Source organism: Thiothrix sp., from assembly GCF_028714775.1.
Taxonomy (GTDB): domain Bacteria; phylum Pseudomonadota; class Gammaproteobacteria; order Thiotrichales; family Thiotrichaceae; genus Thiothrix.
Genome location: NZ_JAQTLS010000005.1, coordinates 66,832 through 88,938, shown reverse-complemented (window position 1 = coordinate 88,938; position 22,107 = coordinate 66,832). Strand labels below are relative to the sequence as shown.

Sequence of the window (22,107 nt, the reverse complement as noted above, 5' to 3'; positions counted from 1 at the left end):
AATGATTGCAGACATTAAAAAAGATGCAGAGCAGCGGATGCAGAAAAGTATTGAGTCCCTGCGCAACGATTTAACGAAAATCCGTACAGGCCGTGCACATCCGAGCTTGTTGGATCAAATCACGGTGGACTACTACGGTTCTGAAGTGCCGTTGAGCCAAGTAGCCAATATCGGTACGGAAGATGCACGTACCCTGAAAGTGACGCCGTGGGAAAAGCCGATGGCGGGCAAGATTGAGAAGGCTATCCTGACTTCCAATCTGGGTTTGAACCCATCCAATGACGGCAATACTATCCGTGTACCTTTGCCTGCATTGACCGAAGAGCGCCGCCGCGATTTGGTGAAAGTGGTTAAAGGTGAAGCCGAAGGTGCGCGGGTTGCGATCCGCAATATCCGCCGCGATGCCAATTCCGATTTCAAGGCATTGCTGAAAGAGAAAGACATTTCCGAAGACGAAGAGCGCAAAGCTGCTGACGACATCCAGAAGCTGACTGACCACTACATCAAGGAAGTGGAAACAGTGCTAGAGAAGAAAGAAAAAGAATTGATGGAGGTCTGATGACTGTTCCCCGGCATGTTGCCATTGTGATGGATGGAAACGGGCGCTGGGCGAAAGCACGCTTTTTGCCCCGCTTGATGGGGCATCATCGGGGGGTGGAATCTGCCCGCAAGGTTATCCGTGCGTGCAGCGATGCCGGGGTCGAATGCTTGACCCTGTTTGCGTTCAGCAGTGAAAACTGGAAGCGCCCAGAAGATGAGGTCAGTGGCCTGATGTCGCTGTTTGTTTCCGCGCTGGAACGTGAAGCAGCGGCCTTGCAACGCCATCAGGTGCGGATGCAGTTCATCGGAGACCGCAGTGCTTTTTCCACCGAGCTTCAAGACAAGATTGCCCAAGTGGAGGGGATGACCGCCGCTTGTGGGGGGATGCGTTTGCTGATTGCCGCCAATTACGGTGGGCGTTGGGACATCCTCCAAGCTGCGCAAACACTGGCAGCGCAGGTGGTAAGCGGTGAGCTGGCCTTGGCGGATATGGATGAGGCGCGGTTTGATGCGGCACTTTCAACGGGTGATGTGCCAACGCCTGACTTGTTCATCCGTACAGGTGGGGAACGGCGCATCAGCAATTTCCTGATGTGGCAACTGGCGTATGCCGAGTTGTATTTCACGGATACATTATGGCCGGAATTCGATGAAGCTAGCCTGCAAACAGCGTTTGCCGATTTTGCTAGGCGTCAGCGGCGTTTCGGAATGACAGGCGATCAAGTATCAGGGGCGAAAAATGCTTAAACAACGGGTGATTACGGGGCTGGTGCTGATTGCACTGATCTTCGCGGGGATTCGTTTCCTACCCACCGAATTATTTGCGCTGTTTTCCATGATGTTCATCGTCGGCTTAGGTGCATGGGAATGGGCAGGTTTGACCGGCTGTTACCTGCCAGAAAAGCGCATGATGGGAACCATGATGATCCTGATGGCATCGGTTCCGCTGGTGTTTTTGCCCTTACCTACGGTGGCGGTGTTGTGGGTAAGTGTGCCAGTGTGGGCAATGGCGCTGGTGGCTTTGTGGTACTACCCGAACCCCCAAGGTTTTTACAAGCAGCACTCCTTACAGATGCGGATATTAGGCATTTTCGTATTGTTGCCTGCGTGGTTTGCGCTGTTTAAGCTGCACGCGATGGATTACCGTTACGTGCTGTACCTGATTTCGCTGGTGGCCTTGGCGGATACGGCGGCGTATTTCACCGGGCGTAAATTGGGTAAGACCAAGCTCGCGCCTGCGCTCAGCCCCGGCAAATCACGTGAGGGTTTGTCAGGCGCGGTGGTGGCAACTGCGGTTTGGGCAGGGTTGTCTGCTTTCTGGTTGCCGTTACCGCAGGGTAAGGAAGTCCATTTCATGATCCTGTCGCTGTTCGTGGTATTGATGTCGGTGGCGGGTGATTTGTTTGAAAGCCTGCTCAAGCGCGAAGCGGGGGTTAAAGACAGCGGTAAAATCCTCCCCGGTCACGGCGGCATATTGGATCGCGTTGACAGTATGTTAGCTGCCGCACCGATTTTCACCCTTGGCCTGCTGTGGCTGAGATGAGGTCTGCAATGGTTTCCAAAGGCATTACCGTACTGGGTTCGAGTGGCAGCATCGGGGTCAGTACGCTGGATGTGCTTGCCCGTCACCCTGAACGTTTCCACGTTTTTGCCTTAACCGCCAATCATAATGTCGAACGCCTGTTAGGGCAGTGCCTGCAATTCCACCCCCGTTATGCCGTGATGGTCGAGCCAGTGGCAGCAGAATCGCTGGCAAAGCGCCTGCGGGAAGCGGGCAGCGAAACGGAAGTGTTGGCTGGTGCGCAAGCGTTGGAGATGGTTGCCAGCCATCCGCAAACTGATTACGTAATGGCGGCGATTGTCGGTGCGGCAGGTTTATTGCCTTCGTTGGCTGCTGCACGGGCAGGCAAGCGCGTGATGCTGGCGAACAAAGAGGCGCTGGTAATGTCCGGGCAGTTGTTCATGGATGCGGTGCGTGAACACGGTGCAGAACTGTTGCCCATCGACAGCGAACACAATGCCATTTTCCAGTGCCTGCCAGCTTCTTTCGCTGCCGCTACACACAGCGCACGGGATGGGATTGAAAAAATCCTGCTGACCGCTTCCGGTGGCCCTTTCCGCCTATGGCCTGCCAGCGACTTGCAGGCTGTTACCCCGGAACAGGCAGTTGCGCATCCCAACTGGTCGATGGGGCAAAAAATTTCCGTCGATTCAGCCACCTTGATGAATAAGGGGCTGGAAGTGATTGAGGCTTGCTGGCTATTTGGCCTGCCTGCCGAACGGGTGGAAGTGGTAGTACATCCGCAAAGTACAATCCATTCAATGGTGTCCTATAATGATGGTTCTGTGCTGGCGCAATTGGGCAACCCGGACATGCGTACCCCGATTGCTTACGCGCTGGGGTGGCCTGAACGTTTGGTGTCGGGTGTCGCTCCGCTGGATTTGTTTGCGACCGCACGGTTGGATTTTGAACGCCCGGATGTGGAGCGTTTCCCTTGTTTGCAACTGGCTTATGCAGCCCATGCGCAAGGGGGCTATGCCACGATTGCCCTGAATGCAGCCAATGAGGAAGCGGTGAAAGCCTTTCTCAAACGGGAGATCGGTTTCACCGATATTCCAGTGCTCGTGGGGCATGTGATGCAGCAAGCATCCGCAGGCACACCGATGAACCTAGAGGATATTATTGTTCAGGATGGGGAAAGCCGTAGCCATTCACTATCTTGGATCAAAAATAAGAAAATGCACTGAATCATGAGTTTGCTTATTATCATCCCCGCGTTTCTTGTCACGATTGGTGTGCTGGTTACAGTACACGAATTCGGGCACTATTGGGTTGCCCGCAAACTCGGCGTCAAGGTATTGCGTTTTTCCATTGGCTTCGGCAAGCCGTTGTGGCGTCGCGTTTCTAGCGATGCTGACAAGGTAGAATATGTACTCTCTGCCTTGCCACTGGGCGGCTATGTCAAAATGCTGGATGAGCGCGAATGCGAGGAAGGCGCTCAAATACCTGAAGAGGAATTGCCACGGGCATTCAACCGCCAAAAGCTGTGGAAACGTGCCGCGATTGTCTTTGCCGGGCCACTGGCTAATTTTCTGTTAGCGATTGCCGTTTATACCCTGACGTACCTGTTGGGCGTGGAAGCTTCTTACCCTGTGGTGGAAGTGCGCAATGATTCGCCTGCCGCCATTGCCGGATTCCAACTCGGTGACAAAATAAACTCCATCAACGGTACGCCGGTCGATTCGTGGGCTGACGTTAATATGTTGTTGGTGGAGGATTACTTGAAATCCACCAAACTTGATATTGGGGTCACGACGAACGAGGGCGGTGAGACGGTACGCACTTTGGAGATGGGGGATAAACCCATGTTCAAGGATGAATCAGGTTTCCTCGATAAGGTCGGTCTGTCGTTATGGGTGCATGGCGTTGGGATTAGCAATATTCTTGCTGGTTCAGCAGCGGAACGTGCAGGTTTGCAGGCTAAGGATAAAATTCTATCCGTTGATGGCAATGATTTGGATAACGTCCAACACTTTATTGCTTATGTCCGCCAGCATTTGGGGAAACCTGTTGGCCTGCAAGTAAAACGCGGTGATGACACGCTTACACTGAGTGTTACCCCCGAAACCAAAGTGGTTGATGGCGAATCGGTTGGTAGTATCGGTGCGGGGGTGGCTTCGTACATGGCCGAAGCTGACCGTGAGCGCTTGACGTTTACCCAAAGTTACTCGCCCTTAGAAGCGGTGTGGCAAGGGCTTATTAAAACCAAACAGATGTCTGTCGTGACTTTGAAACTGATGGGGCGTATGCTCACGGGCGAAGTTGCGCTGAAGAATGTCAGCGGGCCAGTGACGATTGCCCAGTTTGCGGGGGCAAGTGCATCCATTGGTTTAGTCCCCTTTTTGGGATTTCTCGCAATTGTCAGTATCAGTCTGGGGGTGTTAAACCTGATGCCAGTACCGATGCTGGATGGCGGGCACTTACTGTATTACTTGATTGAACTGGTTAAAGGTAGCCCCGTTTCGGCTGAGGTAGAAGCTGCCGGTTTCCGGGTAGGGATAGCACTCATTGCTGGGTTAATGATGCTTGCTTTGTATAACGATTTCATGCGGTTGATGAATTAATTATGAAAAAACAGACACTTGGTTTATCTATTGCAAGCTGTTTGGTGGTCTTGAGCCAGACCTCGTGGGCAGCCGCCTTTGTGGTGCGTGATATTGAGGTTAACGGTTTGGAGCGCGTTCCAGCCGGTACAGTGCTCAATTACCTGCCCGCCCGTGTTGGTCAACAGTTTGATGATGCACAGTCCTCGAATGCGATTAAAGCGCTGTTTGATACTGGCCTGTTTGAAGATGTGAAAATGGGTCGTCGTGGCGATGTGCTCATCGTCAATGTGGTTGAGCGTCCTGCCATCGGCGAGATCAATATCAAAGGCAACCGCAAGATTGAGACTGCCAAGTTGATGGAAGTCCTGAAACTGCGCAATGTCGGCAAGGGTGATACCCTCGACAAAGCCGCGCTGTTGGGAATCCAGCAAGAATTGGAAGAACAGTACCGGGCTATGGGGTATTACGGTGCAACGGTTGAAACAACCATTGAGCCGCTGCTGCGTAGCCGCGTAGCTGTCAATATCAATGTCCACGAAGGCGCGCCAACCCGCATCAAGAGTGTCAAAATTGTTGGCAACCAAGCATTCCCTGAGTCTGTCTTGCTGAACCAATTTGAATCTGGCCCACGCGGTGCGCTTTCGATCCCATTCCTGAGCAGCCGCGATAAATATTCCAAAGAAAAGCTGGTTGGCGACTTGGAAAAACTGAGTTCTTTCTACCGCGACCGTGGTTACTTGAATTTCCAGATTACCTCCACCGATGTAACGATGTCACCTGACAAAAAAGACCTTTTTGTCACAGTCGGGGTGAATGAAGGTGAGCGTTATCAGATCAGTGATGTCAATGTTGCCGAAGGGTCTGGCTTGACACAGAAGCAATTGGCAGAGTCCATCAAAATCCGTCAAGGCCAAGTGTTCTCCCAGAAAAATTTGGAAGAAACCCGCAAGAATCTGGAAAGCAAATTGGGTTCCCAAGGTTTTGCCGCCGCTAAAATCAAGGCTACACCAGAATTTGACGAAGCCAACAAGCAAGTCGGCATCACCTTGGAAGCGGATGCAGGACGGCGTATGTACGTCCGCCGTATCGACATCCGGGGTAACAACCGTACCAAAGACGAAGTTTATCGCCGTGAGCTGCGCCAATTGGAAAGCTCCCAGTTCTCCAAAGAACAGGTGGAACGTTCCAAAACCCGTCTGGAGCGCTTGCCTTACGTTGAGGAAGCGACCATTGAAGCCGAACCAGTTGCCGGAGCGGACGACCAGCTTGACCTGATCGTAACGGTTAAGGAACGCTCTTCCAACCAGTTCCGGGTGGGTGCAGGTTATTCCCAATCCGAAGGTATGTTGTTCAACATCAACCTGAACCAAGAAAATTTCATGGGTTCAGGCAAGCAGATGGATGTGAATGTTGATAACAGTAAGGTCAATAAGAACTACAGCATTAACTATACCAACCCATATTACACGCCAGATGGCATCAGCCGTGGTTTTGGGGTTTATTACAATAAGTACGATGCCCAGAAAGCCAGTATTTCCAGCTATGCATCAAACCGTTACGGCGCTAATGTAAATTACACTGTGCCGTTAAGTGAAAATGACTCGGTATATGCCAGTGTGGGTGCTGAAAAGCGCAAAATTGTGCTGGGTACTACGCCATCCACAGAAATCCAAAATTATATTACGGCGAATGGAGCTAGCTATACGCAGGTTCCGGTTACGGTCAGTTACGTCCATGATACTCGCAACCGCACCATTTTCCCGACTGATGGGCAGCACCATCGTGTGTCCCTGCAAGCAACCGCTCCCGGCAGCAAGTTGCAGTACCAAAAGTTGAGTTATAACGGTGCGCTTTATGTGCCAATCAATGACAATGTAACGTTTGCGGTCAAAGGGAAAGCGGGTGTTGCTAAAGCCTCCGGTAAGACTACGGAAGTCCCGTTTTTCGATAAATATTACGTGGGTGGCATCGGTTCTGTGCGTGGTTTTGAAGACAACAGCGTTGGTGCACGCGATTCCAACGGCGATCCAACGGGTGGTGATTCAATGGCAACAGCTTCGGCTGAACTCCAATTCCCAGTCCCGTTCGCAGAAGATGTCAAGGGTCTGAAAATGAGTACCTTCGTCGATGCAGGTAAGCTTTCCAAAGATAAAGGCACAACGCTGTCGCCGGGGCTGCGTGCTTCAGCAGGGATTGGCGCTGTTTGGTTGTCTCCTATTGGCCCGTTTGAAATCAGTTATGCTAGGCCGATAAAGTCCAAGGAAGGGGATAAGAAACAATCGGTACAGTTCAGCATCGGGGCATCTTTCTAATTCCCATGAGTGCTAACGGATTGAGTGAGCGAGTTGGAAATCGGTGGGTTAGTAGGCTTTTGTTTGCCGTGCTAGCGCTGTTAGGGGCGTCTATGGCGTTGGCAGATGATGCCGCCCGGCCTTTTCGTCTGGCGATTGTGAATGTTTCTACCTTGTTGGAAAGTTCCCCGCAATCAAAAGCTGCCAATGACAAGCTCAAGGCAGCTTTTGTGACGAGGGAAGAGGGCTTGAACAAGGAACAACAGGCGATTCAGCAAGCGGAGGAAGAACTCGCTGTGCGCCTTGAAGCAGGCAGTATTTCCGAAGAGGAAAAGTTGCAGCAACAGCGTGAATTACGTGACCGTAAACGCAAAAATACCCGAGCACTGGAAGATTTTCGTGAAGAAGTGCGTACCGCCCGTGATACGGCGGTCGATAACTTGCAGACGCAGATTGTCCAAGCGATTGGGGAAGTCCGCGAACAGGAACAGATTGATGTGGTGTTGCGCGAAAGTGATTACATCGTTGCCAGCGACCGGGGGGATATAACCGCGAAAGTCATGCAGCATCTGGAGCAGAAGTTCCAAGCAGAAAAAGCGGCTGTTTCCCCTGATTCCAAAGCAAAGGAATAGCACAGCATGGATACTGGTTTTTCATTAGCAGAACTGGCTGAGCACACGGGTTCCCGTTTACAGGGGGATAGCGGGTTCCGCTGTTATGCGGTTGCTTCTATTGAGCAGGCACAGGCAAGTGATATTAGTTATATCCGGGGTGGTAAATTCCGCCATTACCTGCAATCAAGCCAAGCGGGTGCTTTAATCCTTCCGCCTGATTTAGCCGCTGATTATTCTGGGCATTGTCTCGTTAATCCTGACCCTTATCTTGCTTACGCCAAAGTTGTTACCTTGTTTTATCCTACTACCCGTCCAGCGGCGGGTGTGCATCCGACGGCGGTGATTGCTGACGATGTGGTGTTGGGCGAAGGGGTTAGCATTGGTGCGGGTTGTGTGTTGGGAGCGGGCTGCCAAATTGGGGCGGATACCTGCATTTACCCCAATGTAACCTTGGGCTACAACACCCAAGTGGGGCAGCGTTGCATCATCCATTCCGGGGCAGTATTGGGTGCGGACGGGTTTGGTTTTGCGCCAGATCGGGGAATGTGGTACAAGATTCCCCAAGTTGGCAATGTGGTATTGGGCGATGACGTAGAAATCGGCGCGAATACCACTATCGACCGTGCGGCCTTGGGTTCCACCCGGATTGGCAACGGTGTGAAATTAGATAATCTCATCCAGATTGGGCACAACACCCAGATTGGGGATTACACCGCCATTGCTGCTTGTACGGCAGTGGCAGGCAGCGTCCAGATTGGGCGTCATTGCCAAATTGCAGGCATGTGCGCAATTGCAGGTCATTTAAGCATCACTGACCATGTGATTGTGACGGGAACCAGCATGGTTTCCCATTCGATTACCCAAGCGGGGGTTTATTCTTCTGGCACGTCTGTGACGGAAAACGCTGTTTGGCGCAAGAATGCCGCCCGCTTTAACCAGTTGGATAAATTAGCCCGGCGTTTGGCTGAGCTTGAAAAGCAACTGGCAGATTTACAGAATAAGGATACACATTGAGGCGACTATGGGCACGATGAATGTTGAACAGATTAGAAATTACCTTCCGCACCGTTACCCTTTCTTGTTGGTAGACCGCGTTGTTGAATACGAAGTCGGTAAGTCGCTCACCGCTATCAAAAACGTGACGGTCAATGAGCCGTGGGTGAATGGGCACTTTCCGCACCAGCCGATCATGCCCGGTGTGTTGATTATTGAAGCCATGGCGCAAGCGACCGGGCTGCTGGGTTTTCGCACGATGGGTGAAGAGCCGCAAACCGATACCCTATACTTGTTGGTGGCGGTGGATAAGGCGCGTTTCAAGCAAGCGGTTGTTCCCGGCGACCAATTGGTGATGCACGTTGAACTGGTTAAGCGCAAAGGCATCATGTGGGTATTCAATGCCGAAGCACGGGTCAATGGTAAGCTGGCAGTTTCCGCTGAACTGATGTGCGCGGCGAAAAAAGAAGAGAAAGCATCTGCGTGAGTGCTGATTTGATCCACCCCACTGCGATTATTCACCCTTCAGCACAATTGGCGGAAGGGGTTGAAGTCGGTGCGTATACGGTCATTGGGGCAGATGTCAGCATTGGGCGTGGAAGCCGCGTCGCTTCACACGTGGTGATTGATGGCCCGACCCGGATCGGGGCAGAAAACCAGATTTATCCGTTTGCGTCGATTGGCGCAGCACCTCAGGATAAGAAATTCAACGGCGAACCCACGGAATTGATCATTGGCGACCGCAATGTGATCCGCGAGTGCTGTACGTTTAACCGTGGTACGGCGCAGGACAAGGGTAAAACCGTTGTTGGTGACGATAACTGGATCATGGCCTACGTGCACATTGCGCACGATTGCATCATCGGCAATAACACCATTTTTGCCAACAATGCGACCTTGGCGGGGCATGTGGACATCCGTGATTGGGTCATCCTCGGTGGCTTCACGCTGGTACACCAATTTTGCGTCATTGGCGAACATGCTTTTACTGGCATGGGGTCTGCGGTGAGCAAGGATGTACCACCGTATGCGATGGTTTCCGGCGCACCTGCCGAACCACACAGCATCAATTTGGAAGGCTTGAAACGCCGTGGTTTCAGCAAAGAAGCCATCCAGCGCATCAAAGAAGCACACCGTATCCTCTACCGCCAGCACCTGTCCACCGCAGATGCGTTGGCAAAGATCGAAGCCGAGTTTGGCGAACACCAAGACATTGCCCTGTTGCTGGATTTCTGCCGCAACAGCCAACGGGGATTGATCCGTTAGCGCATGAAGCGGATTGCCATCATTGCAGGAGAAACGTCGGGGGATTTATTAGCCGCTCGCCTGATCCTTGCGTTACGCCAAGCTTACCCTGACTGCCAGTTTGAAGGCATTGCCGGGGTTGAAATGCTCGCGGCAGGCTGTATGGGCCTGTTTCCGTTGGAAAAACTTTCTGTCATGGGCTTAATAGAAGTCCTCAAACACCTGCCTGAACTCCTGTCTATACGCCAGCAGCTATTCAATCGCTGGAAAAACAACCCGCCAGATTTGTTCATTGGTGTAGATGCGCCGGATTTTAACCTGCCTTTAGCTGCTAAATTACATGCCGCCGGTATTCCGACTGCCCATTACGTTAGCCCTTCGGTATGGGCGTGGCGGGCAAAGCGGGTGCGCAAGATGCAAGGCAACCTCGACCTGATGCTGACGCTATTTCCGTTTGAAGTGGATTTTTACCACCAACATGGGATTGCTGCCGAGTTTGTTGGGCATCCGTTGGCAGATGAAGTCGACTTCGATGCCAGTCGGGAAGCAGCGCGGGCGCAACTGGGCTTGCCGCAGGATAAGCGCATCCTTGCCATTCTACCGGGTAGCCGTAGTGGGGAAATCCGTCACCTTGCTGCCGATTTTTTCCAAGCTGCCGCGCAATTGCAGCAGAAATACCCTGATGTCGTGTTTGTTACGCCTGCGGTGAATGCGCGTTTGCGTTTGGAATTGGAAAGCATTCGCCAGCAATCTGCCCCTGACTTGGTTCTTACCGTGTTGGATGGACAATCACGCACGTTGATGCAAGCGGCGGATTATATACTGTTGGCTTCTGGCACGGCGGTGTTGGAAGGGATGTTGGCAGGTAGGCTTATGGTGGCGGCTTACCGGGTTGCGCCGTTGACAGCGTGGATATTGCGTACCTTCAAACTGCTGAAAGTACGCTTTGTGACCTTGCCGAATAATTTGGCGAACGAAGCGCTTGTGCCTGAATTTCTGCAAGAACAGATAACACCCGCGAATCTGGTGCAAGCAGTGGAACAGATGTTTAACCTGCCACCAGAGCGCCGCCGCTATATTTTGCAACGTTTCCACGAACTGCATGGGCAATTGCGCCGCAACGCCAGCAAGAGTGCCGCCGCAGCACTCATCAAACGGTTTTTTCTGTCATGACCGAAGGTGTTATTCAATACCATCTGGATTTTTCTCCCCAAGCATTGGCGGATGGTTTCTTGTTGGATGAACTGAATGCTTGTCGGGCGCGGTTATTTGCACAAGGCTTGATCGGGCAAGATGACCAGCGCTACGCTGGGTTAGGCTATGGCAATGTCAGCCAGCGGGTGGTTTTACCGGGCAAGCCGGATGCCTTTCTCATTACTGGTTCGCAAACCGGGCATTTGCCAGTGTTGGATAGGCAACATTATGCGCTGGTGACGGCCTGCGACCCGGCGCAGAACCAGTTGCAGGCAATCGGCGAAACGCTGCCTTCTTCCGAAGCCATGACCCATGCGGTGATTTACCAAACTTTGCCGCAAGTACATGCAGTGATTCATGTCCATTCACCCAATTTATGGCAAAATGCACAGCAACAGGGTTTGCCGGTAACACCTAAAACAGTGGCTTACGGTACACCGGAGATGGCGGCAGCAGTCCGCCACATTTTGTTGGATAATAGTGCGATGCAAGTGGGGCTGCTGGCAATGCTGGGGCATGAAGATGGCATCGTGGCTTGGGGCACAACGCTGGCAGACGCTGAAGGGCGGCTCATGCAATTGATAAATACGACACAGTTTCAAAAGGATACATCATGGTTTATCTGACCAAACTCAAACACACTGGCTCTGTGATCAGCTCCAGTGACCAGTTTGGGGCAAAGATGTTTGAAGTATCAGCACGTTACTTCCACCACTATACACGCGGCATATTCATTGGCACTGGCAGTGGTGTAGTGGCGCAATATTTCATGCAAACACCCATGCCTTTCGCTTTTGTGGAAAAGCACCCGGCTTTTGTCCGGCAGTTCCATGAGCGCTTTGGTGCACATACCCCGTTGCTGGCGAAAGACTTTTTCACCCTGCCCGTTGATGAAAGTGGGGAAGGGCTGGCGAACTGCCTGATGGTTTCCTGTATGCCTGTTACCGGGCCGTTCTATTCCGAGAAGTTGGTGGAACAGTTCCGCGATGCGCTGAATTCGGGGTCAACCATTGTGCAGATGAGTTACACGCCGTTTATTCGGCAAATCCGCTTGTTTGACCGTTTGCAACGCGAAGGGTTTAAAGTCCAGCGGGTCAGCACGGTGTTCTTCAATATTCCGCCTGCATCCGTGTTTGTGCTGAAGAAAGCCTGATGTTGGTTGCGGGTGTCGATGAGGTCGGGCGCGGGCCATTGGCAGGTGCAGTGGTTGCGGCAGCGGTTATTCTCGACCCGCAGCAACCGATTGTTGGCCTGAATGATTCCAAAAAACTGAGTGCCAAGCGCCGTGAGCAATTGGCAGCAGAAATCCGCAGCAAAGCGCTGGCGTGGAGCCTTGGGCGGGCGGAAGTGGAAGAAATCGACGACATCAACATCCTGCAAGCCACTTTTCTTGCCATGCAACGGGCGCTGGAAGGTTTAAGCATCCAACCCGATCTGGTGAAAATCGACGGCAACCGCTGTCCGAAGTCATCCTATCCGATGCAAGCCATCGTTGGCGGGGATGCTACCGTGGCAGAAATCAGCGCCGCTTCCATCCTTGCCAAAGTGGTGCGTGACGCCGAATTGGTGGAACTGGACAAACAGTATCCGCAATACGGTTTCGCTAAACACAAAGGCTATGGCACGGCGGAACATCTGACGGCGCTGCGCGAACATGGTGCAACGCCGATCCATCGCCGCAGTTTCGCCCCGGTCAGGAATGCCCTTGCGGATCATCCTCTGGCGGTGGCAACGGTGCAAGGTAGCCAATAAACAGCAGCAGTACGCCCACGCTGATGAACGACACCACCCGCGCTAATGTGCCGGATGAGGCAAAATCTACCACGAACAGCTTGAGTACCACCATTCCCAGCAGGCTTGCCCCGGCAATCCACAATTTGCGGTTGGCGATACGGTTGCCGCGCCACGCCAGTATCATGCCCGTTAGTGTCCACAAAATTGCCAACAAGGTTTGCGTACCGGGTTCCAGCAACAAGTCGGGGAATTCCCACGGCAGGCCGTTCCAGTGATGTTGGGCGCGTAACACCAGCATGTTCAACCACACGAATGCTAGTGCCGCACCGGCATGGAGCAAGATTTCTTCCCAACCATCCAGCCGTTCGCGGTACAACGTGAACAGGGTAAAGCCCAGCAGTAGCGTGACCACATCCAGTGGATTGAGCACGGGTAGCCACGGCAGCGGGGTACTGTCGCCGGAAGCGTGCAGCGAAAACAGCACCCACAAGCCCAGTAAGCCTGTCAGCGGCAAGCCCACGTAACGTAACAACACTGCTTGGTAGTCCCACATCGGCCACAGGTTGCCGCGCATCATCAGCCACAATGCTGCAATCGCCACCAACGGCAAGCTGGCAACATACCACGCATTCATCGACAAGAAATGCGGCTGCATCTGGATATGGACTTCATGGCTTAATAGCAGCACCAGCAACCACAACAGTGCCACTTGCATAAATTCCAGCCATTGCGCAAACCATTCCCGGCGCTGGTACAAGTATAATACCCCGTACAGGCCGATAAATGCCGCAGGCCACCACCAGTTGCCATTATCATTCAGGAGCGAATGGTCTAGCCCGATAACATTGAGCGCCGCCATCCCCATCAAGCCCAAGGGCAACAGTAGTGCGTAGCGCAACAATTGCCAACAGGCAAACTGCCCCATAACCAGCAATACGCCCGCTGCAATCAGCGCATACCCCAAATGCAGCGCGGTAAAGTGCGCCTGCAACGCAAAATCAGCAATCTGCTGCTCAAACATCAACGAGAGGAACAGCAGCCCGGTGAACAGCAACGCCATTGCCGCTGACGGTTCAAACCCACGTTTACCCGCGTAATTCATCGACAGCAAACGGCTGGATACCAGCATTGCCACCGTTACCAACAGCATCGCCAGAAAATGCCCGTTGGAAAATGCCTGCGCCTCTACGGGCAAGGGTTCCGATACCATCCCAACCATCAGGGAAGCCAATGCCGCGTAATGCATCAATACCGCAAATGCCCGTTGCAACCATTGCTGTTGGCGGGTGCTGACCCACAAAATGCCCGCACCTTCCAATGCCCACGCCGTTGAAGTTACAACCCCATCGACCGCAAACGGAATTGCCAGTGTGGTGAAAATCACCCCCAAGGCGAGGAAGGTTTGCGTCAGTAATGGCTGCTGTTTGCCTAACCCTTGCCATACGCCCGCCGCGACCAGTAGGTAAAATACCCCCACGACCAAGGCGCTGATGGCATTGCCGTATTCAAAATTCTGCACCAATGCCACTTGCATAATGAAGCCGAGGATCGGTGTGCCGAATACCAATGTACCATCCACCTTGTCTTTGAAATTGACCGGGGTACGGGTGGCAAACAGCACTGCAATCGCCACGTAAAACAGGAAAAACAGGATCAGGAACGGTTCGGTCGTGGTGAAATTTTCCGGTTGGTAACTGTTCCAACCCCACAGCGAGGCAATCACGAAGGTAAACACAAAGCCCAGCAAGTTCAGCACCCGCCACGATTTGAACCACGCAATGCCGACAATCCCGGCATTGAGGATGGCGTAAAAGCTAAACAGACCGATGTAATTGTTATTGCCACTGGAGGCCAGCAATGGTGCAAGGAAACCGCCCGCTGTGGCGAATGCCGCCAGTGGCAAACTGTTTTGCATCACCGCCAAAGTAGCAGCCCCGGCAGCAATTACTACCAGCAACGTAAAGGTCAGCAACGAGGGAATCAGGTGGTATAGGCCGAATGCTGCGTACACCGTCAAATACAGTAATCCAACCCCACCCGCTTGCAGGATCAAGCCATACGCCCCTTGCCGCGCCCGCAATTTCCAGCCGTAAGCCAGTAATGCTATTGCCCCACCCGCCGCTCCAGTAAGGCGCAACTCCACTGGCAACAAACCCTGATCCAAGGAATAACGCAGCAGGAACACCACGCCGAGGAACAGCAAGATAATCCCGACGCGGACAAACGGGTTGCCACCGATCAGCCATTCCCAACCGGATGCAAAGGCTTTGTCCAAGGCATTGCCTTGCGGCGGGGTATAGGTGGGGGCAGGGCGGTAAACTGGCGGCGTTGCCGTTGTTTGCACCACAGGTTTGTTTGGCAAAGGCGGTGGGCGTTGCACAGCCGTTTCTACGGGCATCCTTTGTGGCTGGGATACGGGCATGGCTGGGCGGGAAACCTGTTGCACGGGCGTTGGCGGTGCAACTCGCGTGTCCCGCCACCGTTGTTGCTCCAAGTGCCGGATACGTTCCGATAGGGTGTAGACCCAACTCAGTAACAAGCCGAGCGCCGCCCCCACGAAGGGGGACTCGCCCAACGCTGCCAACAGGATGGCTCCGGCAATGAGGCTGAACAGTATTAGCATGGTATGACCCAATCCGTGTGTATTAGCCTTAAGTATACGTGGCTCAGGCGAAACTGGTTGTGCTGACAGGATAGGTGGCGATACGCAGGCTGCCGGGTAGCGTATGCTGCGACTTTACTGCGAATCGTGGTGGCTGAGTTTATCCATCAACGCATACAACACGCCCGACACCACAAACGTCAGGTGGATGCCCAACATCCAACCCATGTGGCGGTCGCTATACGTATCCACCGCCATGAATGCCTTGAGCAGCTCAATCCCAGAAATAGCAACGATGGAACCAATCAGTTTCAGTTTCAGGTCGGTAAAGCCGATATGCCCCATCCAATCCGGGCGGTCAGCGTGTCCGTGCAGGTCTTCCATTTTGGAGACGAAGTTTTCATAGCCGCTGAAAATGATGATGATCAGCAAGTTCATGATCAGGGAAATGTCGACGATGGAAAGTACCCCGACAATGATTTCGTTGCCGTCAGCGGTCATCACGGTACTGACCAGTACCCACAACTGTTTGGCGGTTTTGACCAGCAACACCAGCAGGGCAACGACCAAGGCCAGATAGACCGGCGCGATCAGCCAGCGGCTAGTGAATAAGAAATGCTCGAAATTGTTTTCCAGTCTTTTCATGCGGTAAGTGCTCAAGTTACTTTAAAAACAAGGGCATCTTAAGGGTGATGCCCTTGCTCAATTTGGTTGTGTGTTTTAGTCCAGCAGGTAAGAAACCACACCATCCGCCAGTTTAGGCTCAAACCACGTGGATTTGGGTGGCATGACATCGTTATTGTCCGCGACTGCCATCAAGTCCTGCATACTGGTGGGGAAAAGTGAGAAAGCTACCGCCATTTCACCGCTGCTGACGCGCTTTTCCAGCCCTTCCAAGCCCCGGATGCCGCCGACGAAATCAATGCGGTCATCGCGGCGTGGGTCGCTGATGCCCAAAACAGGTTCAATCAGGTAACGTGCCAGACGGCTGACATCCAAGCGTGCTACCGGGTCATCATTCGGCATCAATTCAGCGTTCAGGGTCAGTTTGAACCATTGCCCATCCATGTACATGCCGAAAGTGCCGGGTTCGGAAGGCTTAACGGGCATGGCGGAAGGTTCCAGCGCGAAATGCTCTTCCACGGCTGCCAGAAATTGCGCTGGTTCCAAACCGTGCAAGTCTTTGATCACGCGGTTATAGTCGAAGATTTTCATTTGGTGGTAAGGGAAAATCACTGACAGGAAATAATCCCACGGCGCTACGCCATCACTGCCATGTTGCGCATGACGCATCTTGGCAATGCGCGAAGCTGCTGCCGAACGGTGATGCCCGTCAGCAATGTACAGCGCGTGCATGGCGTTGAAAGCATCGGTCAATTGCGCAATGGTTTCAGGCTGATCAATCACCCATAGGGTGTGTTGGATGCCGTCATCAGCGGTTGCATCCAGTGCCGGTTCGGTTTGCATCGCTGCTGCCAAAATCTGGTCAACCACAGGTGCGTCAGGGTAAGCCAGTAAAACGGGGCCAGTTTGCGCGTTTACGGCATCAATCTGGCGTACCCGGTCGTCTTCTTTCACCGGACGGGTAAATTCGTGTTTGCGGATGCGGTTGGTATCGTAATCGGCAACCGATGCGCCAGCCACCAGCCCAGTTTGCTGATGCCCATTCATGATCAGGCGGTAAGCGTAATAGCACGGTGCGCCATCGCGTACCAGCAAACCAGCGTCAACCGTGCGGGCAAGGTTTTCGGCGGCTTTGGCGTAAACCGTGGTGCTGTACGGGTCGGTATCTTCTGGCAGGTCGATTTCCGGCTTGGAAATGTGCAGGAAGCTCCACGGTTTGCCTGCCGCCCGCTCACGCGCTTCGGCAGAATTCAGGACATCATACGGTGGGGCAATCACGTCAGCAGCGCGGCCTTGGGCAGGGCGCAAACCCTTGAACGGCGAAATCAAGTTCATGTTGAATTATCCATCGAAGCTAAAAACCGGGGCATTATAACGGTCATCACGTTTTGCTGCATTAACACCATTTTCTTGCTACTATCGGGCAGATAATACATACATAAAATAAAACTATGACTACCGAGAATACACGTGCGGGTCTGGGTGACGGTTTTATCACCCGTTACATTGTTTACATCCTCTCCTTCCTGTTGGTGATGGGGTCTGCGCTGGTGTTTTGGTTCAGCTACCAGAAAAACCATTCCATCAATGAACAGATTGCGGTCTACGAGGCGAGCCAGTTCACCGCGTCGGTTTCGCGTTTCCGCACCTTCTATTCCGAACAGTTTGTGCCACGGGCGAAGGAAAATGGCATCCCCCTCACGCATGATTACTTGGAGCGCAAGGATGCCTTGCCGATCCCTGCCACCATGATGATTGATTTCGCCAAGTTCCTCACCGATAGCAAAGATAGCGATTACCGTATCCGCTTTTACAGCGACCTGCCTTTTCCTTGGCGCAAGGATGGTGGGTTGCATGATGGGTTTGAAAAATGGGCGTTGGAGGAATTGCGTAAAAACCCGGATAAGGCGGTGTGGCGTTTTGAAGGCGAGGGTGATGCACAAGTGTTGCGCTATGCACGTGCTGACCAGATGGGGCAAAGTTGCGTGAATTGCCATAATTCTTACCCCGGTACGCCGAAAAGGGACTGGAAAGTGGGCGATGTGCGTGGGGTGTTGGCAGTCAGCCGCCCTCTCAGTGGGTTTGAGAAGGCTACCAAAGAAGCGATGATGGAATCCTTCCTCATGTTGCTGGGCTTGGGGGTAGCCATGCTGGTCATGCTGGTGCTGGCTTTGCGCAGTTTACGCCGGTCATTGAAGGAGTCTGAAGCGTCAGCAGATGCCGCCCGCTTGGCTAACCAGAAATTGGTGCTGGGAATCGAAGAGCGCGAGCGTTTGGCAGAAGACCTCAAGGCCAGCCAAGTCAAAACCCGCACCATTGTCGATTCGGTGCTGGACGCGATTGTGGTGATCAATTCCCGTGGGATCATTATCGAAACCAACAAGTCAGTTTACCCGGTGTTTGGTTATGAGCCGGAAGAGTTGTTGGGGCAAAACGTCAGCGTGTTGGTGGAGGGCGAGCATCAGCACAAACATGACCAATACATCCAGCGTTACCTAGAAACGGGTGAACCGGGCATCATAGGCCGCGCCCGCCAGCTTAAAGCCCGGCGTAAGGATGGCAGTATTTTCCCTGTCGACTTATCCGTGAATGAAGCACGTTTCGGCGACAATGTGGTGTTTACCGGGATCATCCGCGACATTAGCCACCGTATCCAAGCACAGCAGGAGTTGGCGAAAGCCCGCGACGAAGCACTCGAATCCGCCCGCCTTAAGTCCGAATTCCTTGCCAATATGAGCCATGAAATCCGTACCCCCATGAACGGGGTAATCGGCATGGCGGAACTGTTACTGGATGGCGCATTGTCCCGCGAGCAACGTGATCAGGTGCGCACGGTGCAGCACAGTGCTGAATCCTTGCTGCGCATCATCAATGACATTTTGGACTTTTCCAAGATTGAGGCAGGTAAGCTGACGATCAGTAATTCGGCGTTTGAAGTGTTGCCGGTGATTGAAGGGGTGATTGACTTGCTGGCGGACAATGCCCAAAACAAGGGGATTGAGTTGGCGTTTTTTGTCGACCGGAATGTTCCGGCAGCCATCGTCAGTGACCCGGTACGCCTGCGCCAGATTCTGATCAACTTGCTGAACAATGCCATCAAATTCACCGAGCGTGGTTATGTCGTACTCAAAATCAGTAACGTGGATGCATCGGTAGGGCAGGAAGGCGAACGGCAACACCTGCGTTTCGATGTGATTGATACGGGCTGCGGGATTCCCGAAGAAGCGCAAGCACGCTTGTTTACCGCTTTTTCCCAAGTGGATGGCTCGATTACCCGCCAATACGGTGGTACTGGGTTGGGCTTGGCGATCTGCAAGCAACTGGCGCACCTGATGGGCGGTGATGTCGGCTTGCTCAGTAAAGTTGGGGTGGGTTCCAATTTCTGGGTTACGATTGAGGCCGTGGTCAGCACATGTACCCATTGCGCGTTCCACCCCTGCTTGACCAGCGTTTTGATGCTAGGAGCCAAGCCGATGCTGAATGGCTACTACGAAGCGCAGCTACGCCAGTGGGGGATGGAGCCGGTGATGGTTGACAGCCTCAATACCTTGATCATGCTATTGGAGGGCAATAATGCCTTTGATTTGATTGCGTTGGATGCCGATATGGCTTATTACCGCCCCGACCATCCGCTAGGGATGGCAGCCGTGGTCAAATCGGTGCGCGAATACAGCCAAGCCCCACTGGTCATTTATGGCAGCAGCAAACAAATCGTGGCACTGGAAGGGGTGCGCTTAGGGCGGCATATCCACTTGCTGAATAAACCGCTCAAGCACTCCGTCATCCAGCGCCAATTGTCGCATTTGCAAATTGCCGTGCCAGCCGCCGAGTCGCCTGCGATTGCTGCGGAAACACCCGCCGCACCTGTCGAGGTAGTTCCGCAAGCAGGCGATGGCAGCATCCGTATCCTGTTGACCGAAGACCACATGGTTAACCAGAAAGTTGCTTTGGCGATGTTGAAAAAGCTGGGATGTAGCCATGTCGATTGCGCTGTCAACGGTGAAGAAGCCTTGCTGGCGGTGCAAAAACACCGCTACGGCCTAGTGTTGATGGATTGCCAGATGCCAGTGATGGATGGCTACGAAGCCACCCGCAAAATCCGCAAGTTGGAAGACGCCTATTATCAGGAGTTGCCGATTGTTGCCCTGACCGCGCACACCATGACTGGCGACGAAGAAAAGTGCTACGCGGCGGGTATGAATGATTACTTGTCCAAACCTGTGCGGCTGGACGAGCTACAGCGCAAACTGGAAAAGTGGTTGAAAGTGAAAGCCAAGCTGGTGGAAGAGGAAGTCGCCTAATCCACCTGCAAAAATTCGCCGCTCTGGTGCTGCCACATTTCATGGTAGCGCCCGCGCAGCGCCAGCAGTTCTGCGTGCGTGCCTTGCTCGATAATCTGTCCGTTTTCTAGCACCACGATCCGATCCATACGCAGGATGGTTGCCAGCCGGTGGGCAATCACAATCGCGGTTTTGTGTTCGATCAGGTCGAAAATGGCTACTTGGATTTGCTGCTCGGTGAGTGAATCCAAAGCACTGGTAGCTTCATCCAGCACTACAATCGGCGCGTCTTCGAGGAATGCCCGTGCAATCGCCACGCGCTGTTTTTCCCCGCCGGAAAGTTTCACCCCACGTTCGCCCACCAGCGTGTCAAAGCCTTGCGGCAGCTTGTCGATGAAGTCCAGCGCCCGCGCTTTGCGTGCCACGTCGCGCAGTTGTTCGAGAGGGATTTCCTTGCCCAGCACAATATTGTCACGGATGCTGCGGTGAAACAGTTCCGGTTGTTGTGGCACGAGCGAAATCTGCGAACGCAGCGCGGTCAGGGTAAAATCTTGCGCATCCACCCCGTCAAAGCGGATATGGCCTTGCTGCGGGTCAACGAAGCGGAACAGCAACTTGGTGAGTGACGTTTTGCCCGAGCCGGAATGCCCGACCAGCGCCACCTTTTCCCCCGCCTTGATGTGCAAGTTGAAATCACGGAACAAGCCCGCACCACCGTAAGCAAACCCGATGTCCTCGAATTGGATGTCGCCGTGGGTAATCGTGTGCGCTTGTGTACCCGGCTTGTCCTGTTCGATGTCGGCTTGGCGGAACACATCTGCCATTTCCCGCGCATCCGCCAATACCGTGAAAAAACGTCGGAAATCGCGCCCAAAATCCCACAAATGCCGGATCAGCAGCATCAAAATGGTCTGGAACAGCACGAATTCCCCGATCTCGAAGTTACCTGCTGCCCATTTGCGGATCATCAAGTACACCAGCAGCAATTCAATCCCGAACACCAGCACGCCTTGCACCGCAAACGAAACGAACATCAGCAGCCACGCGATATTGCGCCTGCGGTAGGATTCATCGGCAATGTCGCTGATATTGCGGCGTTCCTGCTGTTCTAGTGCGAAACTTTTGACGATGGAAATATTGGCAATGCCGTCGGAATACGCCCCGCCGAGTTTGGAGTCCAGTTCCGCTACCCGTGTGTCGAATTTCAGCTTCCACACCAAATAGCCCGCGCTCCAGCCCATGAAAATGGCGACCCAAATCAGGAAATACACCGCAAAGCGCGGTTGTTGCTGGTAGAAAATGACGAAAGCCACCGTGATCAGCAGCAAATTGCCGAAAAACTGGAAAATCAGCCAGTCGATAATGGTTTCAAACGCTTTGATGAAACGGTTGGCCTGCTTAACCAAACTGCCCGCAAAGTTGTTCTCGAAAAAGTGGTAACGCTGGCGCACCAGCACCTCGAAACAACGCTTGTCGAGCAGGTTTAAGCCCCAGCTTTGGAACATGATCATGCCCAGTTCCAACGCCCGCCAACTCAACCAGATGCCGACGTACATCAGCCCGATATACCCTAAACTTTGCAATAACATTGCCAACGTCGTGGGGGAATAGGGCAGCGCTAGCCCATTGGCAATATCCTTATAAAACAGCGGTACGGCGGCATCCAGCCCCACGCCGCCGCTGATGCCCAGCATCACGACTAGAAACCAGCCCCACTTTTGACGGATGATTGACCCGTATTCACGAAAGATAATGTCCATGCGCGGATGGTAGCAGACTGCGGCAGAAATTTGCGGGATACTGCGGGGGCGAGGCCAGTACTGTTCAGGCAATAATTTTAACCATTCGGATTTCCCCTGCGCAGGGTGATAAATCCGGCTAGC

19 protein-coding genes are annotated in these 22,107 nt (G+C 53.2%); 15 read left to right on the top strand and 4 right to left on the bottom strand.

What is annotated here, in order from left to right:
* The first annotated feature begins 1 nt into the window (after position 1).
* The 14 genes from frr to rnhB all read left to right on the top strand — a co-directional run bounded on the left by frr (position 2) and on the right by rnhB (position 12,736).
* Positions 2-559 carry a ribosome recycling factor gene (gene frr, locus PHE17_RS05830; protein WP_301014879.1) on the top strand — a complete coding sequence of 186 codons (558 nt, stop codon included), beginning with the start codon at positions 2-4 and terminating at the stop codon, positions 557-559.
* Positions 559-1,287, top strand: coding sequence for a polyprenyl diphosphate synthase (uppS, locus tag PHE17_RS05825; protein WP_301014878.1), 729 nt, complete (start codon positions 559-561; stop codon positions 1,285-1,287). Before frr ends, uppS begins: the two co-directional genes overlap by 1 nt.
* Complete coding sequence (locus PHE17_RS05820) at positions 1,280-2,083, top strand: phosphatidate cytidylyltransferase (RefSeq protein ID WP_301014877.1); 804 nt, start codon at positions 1,280-1,282, stop codon at positions 2,081-2,083. The genes uppS and PHE17_RS05820 overlap by 8 nt, the downstream gene beginning before the upstream one ends.
* 8 nt (positions 2,084-2,091) lie before the next feature.
* The gene (gene ispC, locus PHE17_RS05815) at positions 2,092-3,288 is read left to right on the top strand and encodes a 1-deoxy-D-xylulose-5-phosphate reductoisomerase (protein WP_301014876.1); all 1,197 of its coding nucleotides are present in this window, start codon (positions 2,092-2,094) and stop codon (positions 3,286-3,288) included.
* Between the two features lie 3 nt (positions 3,289-3,291).
* Positions 3,292-4,665, top strand: a complete 1,374-nt coding sequence (gene rseP, locus PHE17_RS05810) for an RIP metalloprotease RseP (RefSeq protein WP_301014875.1) — start codon at positions 3,292-3,294, stop codon at positions 4,663-4,665.
* A 2-nt stretch (positions 4,666-4,667) separates the two neighbouring features.
* The gene (bamA, locus tag PHE17_RS05805; protein WP_301014874.1) at positions 4,668-6,959 is read left to right on the top strand and encodes an outer membrane protein assembly factor BamA; all 2,292 of its coding nucleotides are present in this window, start codon (positions 4,668-4,670) and stop codon (positions 6,957-6,959) included.
* Between the two features lie 92 nt (positions 6,960-7,051).
* Positions 7,052-7,570, top strand: a complete 519-nt coding sequence (locus tag PHE17_RS05800) for an OmpH family outer membrane protein (protein WP_301014873.1) — start codon at positions 7,052-7,054, stop codon at positions 7,568-7,570.
* 6 nt (positions 7,571-7,576) lie between these two features.
* Complete coding sequence (gene lpxD, locus PHE17_RS05795) at positions 7,577-8,566, top strand: UDP-3-O-(3-hydroxymyristoyl)glucosamine N-acyltransferase (RefSeq protein WP_301014872.1); 990 nt, start codon at positions 7,577-7,579, stop codon at positions 8,564-8,566.
* A gap of 7 nt (positions 8,567-8,573) precedes the next feature.
* Positions 8,574-9,032 (top strand): 3-hydroxyacyl-ACP dehydratase FabZ, encoded by a 459-nt coding sequence (gene fabZ / locus PHE17_RS05790; protein WP_301014871.1) that lies wholly within the window; start codon positions 8,574-8,576, stop codon positions 9,030-9,032.
* 8 nt (positions 9,033-9,040) lie between these two features.
* A complete protein-coding gene (gene lpxA / locus PHE17_RS05785; RefSeq protein WP_301015003.1) occupies positions 9,041-9,811 on the top strand; it encodes an acyl-ACP--UDP-N-acetylglucosamine O-acyltransferase in 771 nt (256 codons plus the stop codon).
* A gap of 3 nt (positions 9,812-9,814) precedes the next feature.
* Positions 9,815-10,963, top strand: coding sequence for a lipid-A-disaccharide synthase (gene lpxB, locus PHE17_RS05780; RefSeq protein WP_301014870.1), 1,149 nt, complete (start codon positions 9,815-9,817; stop codon positions 10,961-10,963).
* Entirely contained in the window at positions 10,960-11,610 is a 651-nt protein-coding gene (locus PHE17_RS05775) for a class II aldolase/adducin family protein (protein WP_301014869.1), read from the top strand. Before lpxB ends, PHE17_RS05775 begins: the two co-directional genes overlap by 4 nt.
* Positions 11,598-12,137 carry a hypothetical protein gene (locus PHE17_RS05770; protein WP_301014868.1) on the top strand — a complete coding sequence of 180 codons (540 nt, stop codon included), beginning with the start codon at positions 11,598-11,600 and terminating at the stop codon, positions 12,135-12,137. The genes PHE17_RS05775 and PHE17_RS05770 overlap by 13 nt, the downstream gene beginning before the upstream one ends.
* Complete coding sequence (gene rnhB / locus PHE17_RS05765; RefSeq protein ID WP_363320079.1) at positions 12,137-12,736, top strand: ribonuclease HII; 600 nt, start codon at positions 12,137-12,139, stop codon at positions 12,734-12,736. Before PHE17_RS05770 ends, rnhB begins: the two co-directional genes overlap by 1 nt.
* On the opposite strand, the gene PHE17_RS05760 is transcribed toward rnhB, so the two are convergent.
* The 3 genes from PHE17_RS05760 to PHE17_RS05750 form a co-directional block, all read right to left on the bottom strand.
* Positions 12,678-15,341: a DUF2339 domain-containing protein gene (locus PHE17_RS05760; protein ID WP_301014867.1), complete on the bottom strand. Its 2,664-nt coding sequence runs from the start codon at positions 15,339-15,341 to the stop codon at positions 12,678-12,680. The genes rnhB and PHE17_RS05760 overlap by 59 nt on opposite strands.
* Positions 15,342-15,455: 114 nt before the next feature.
* Positions 15,456-15,965 carry a TIGR00645 family protein gene (locus PHE17_RS05755; RefSeq protein ID WP_301014866.1) on the bottom strand — a complete coding sequence of 170 codons (510 nt, stop codon included), beginning with the start codon at positions 15,963-15,965 and terminating at the stop codon, positions 15,456-15,458.
* Positions 15,966-16,040: 75 nt separating this feature from the next.
* A complete protein-coding gene (locus PHE17_RS05750; protein ID WP_301014865.1) occupies positions 16,041-17,279 on the bottom strand; it encodes a DUF1015 domain-containing protein in 1,239 nt (412 codons plus the stop codon).
* A 116-nt stretch (positions 17,280-17,395) separates the two neighbouring features.
* Between PHE17_RS05750 and PHE17_RS05745 the strand changes: the two genes are divergently transcribed.
* On the top strand, positions 17,396-20,245 hold the full coding sequence (locus PHE17_RS05745) for a PAS domain S-box protein (protein WP_301014864.1): 2,850 nt from the start codon (positions 17,396-17,398) through the stop codon (positions 20,243-20,245).
* Here PHE17_RS05745 and PHE17_RS05740 read toward each other — a convergent pair.
* Positions 20,242-22,056, bottom strand: coding sequence for an ABC transporter ATP-binding protein (locus PHE17_RS05740; protein WP_301014863.1), 1,815 nt, complete (start codon positions 22,054-22,056; stop codon positions 20,242-20,244). The two genes, PHE17_RS05745 and PHE17_RS05740, sit on opposite strands and share 4 nt — an antisense overlap.
* Between the last annotated feature and the right edge of the window lie 51 nt (positions 22,057-22,107).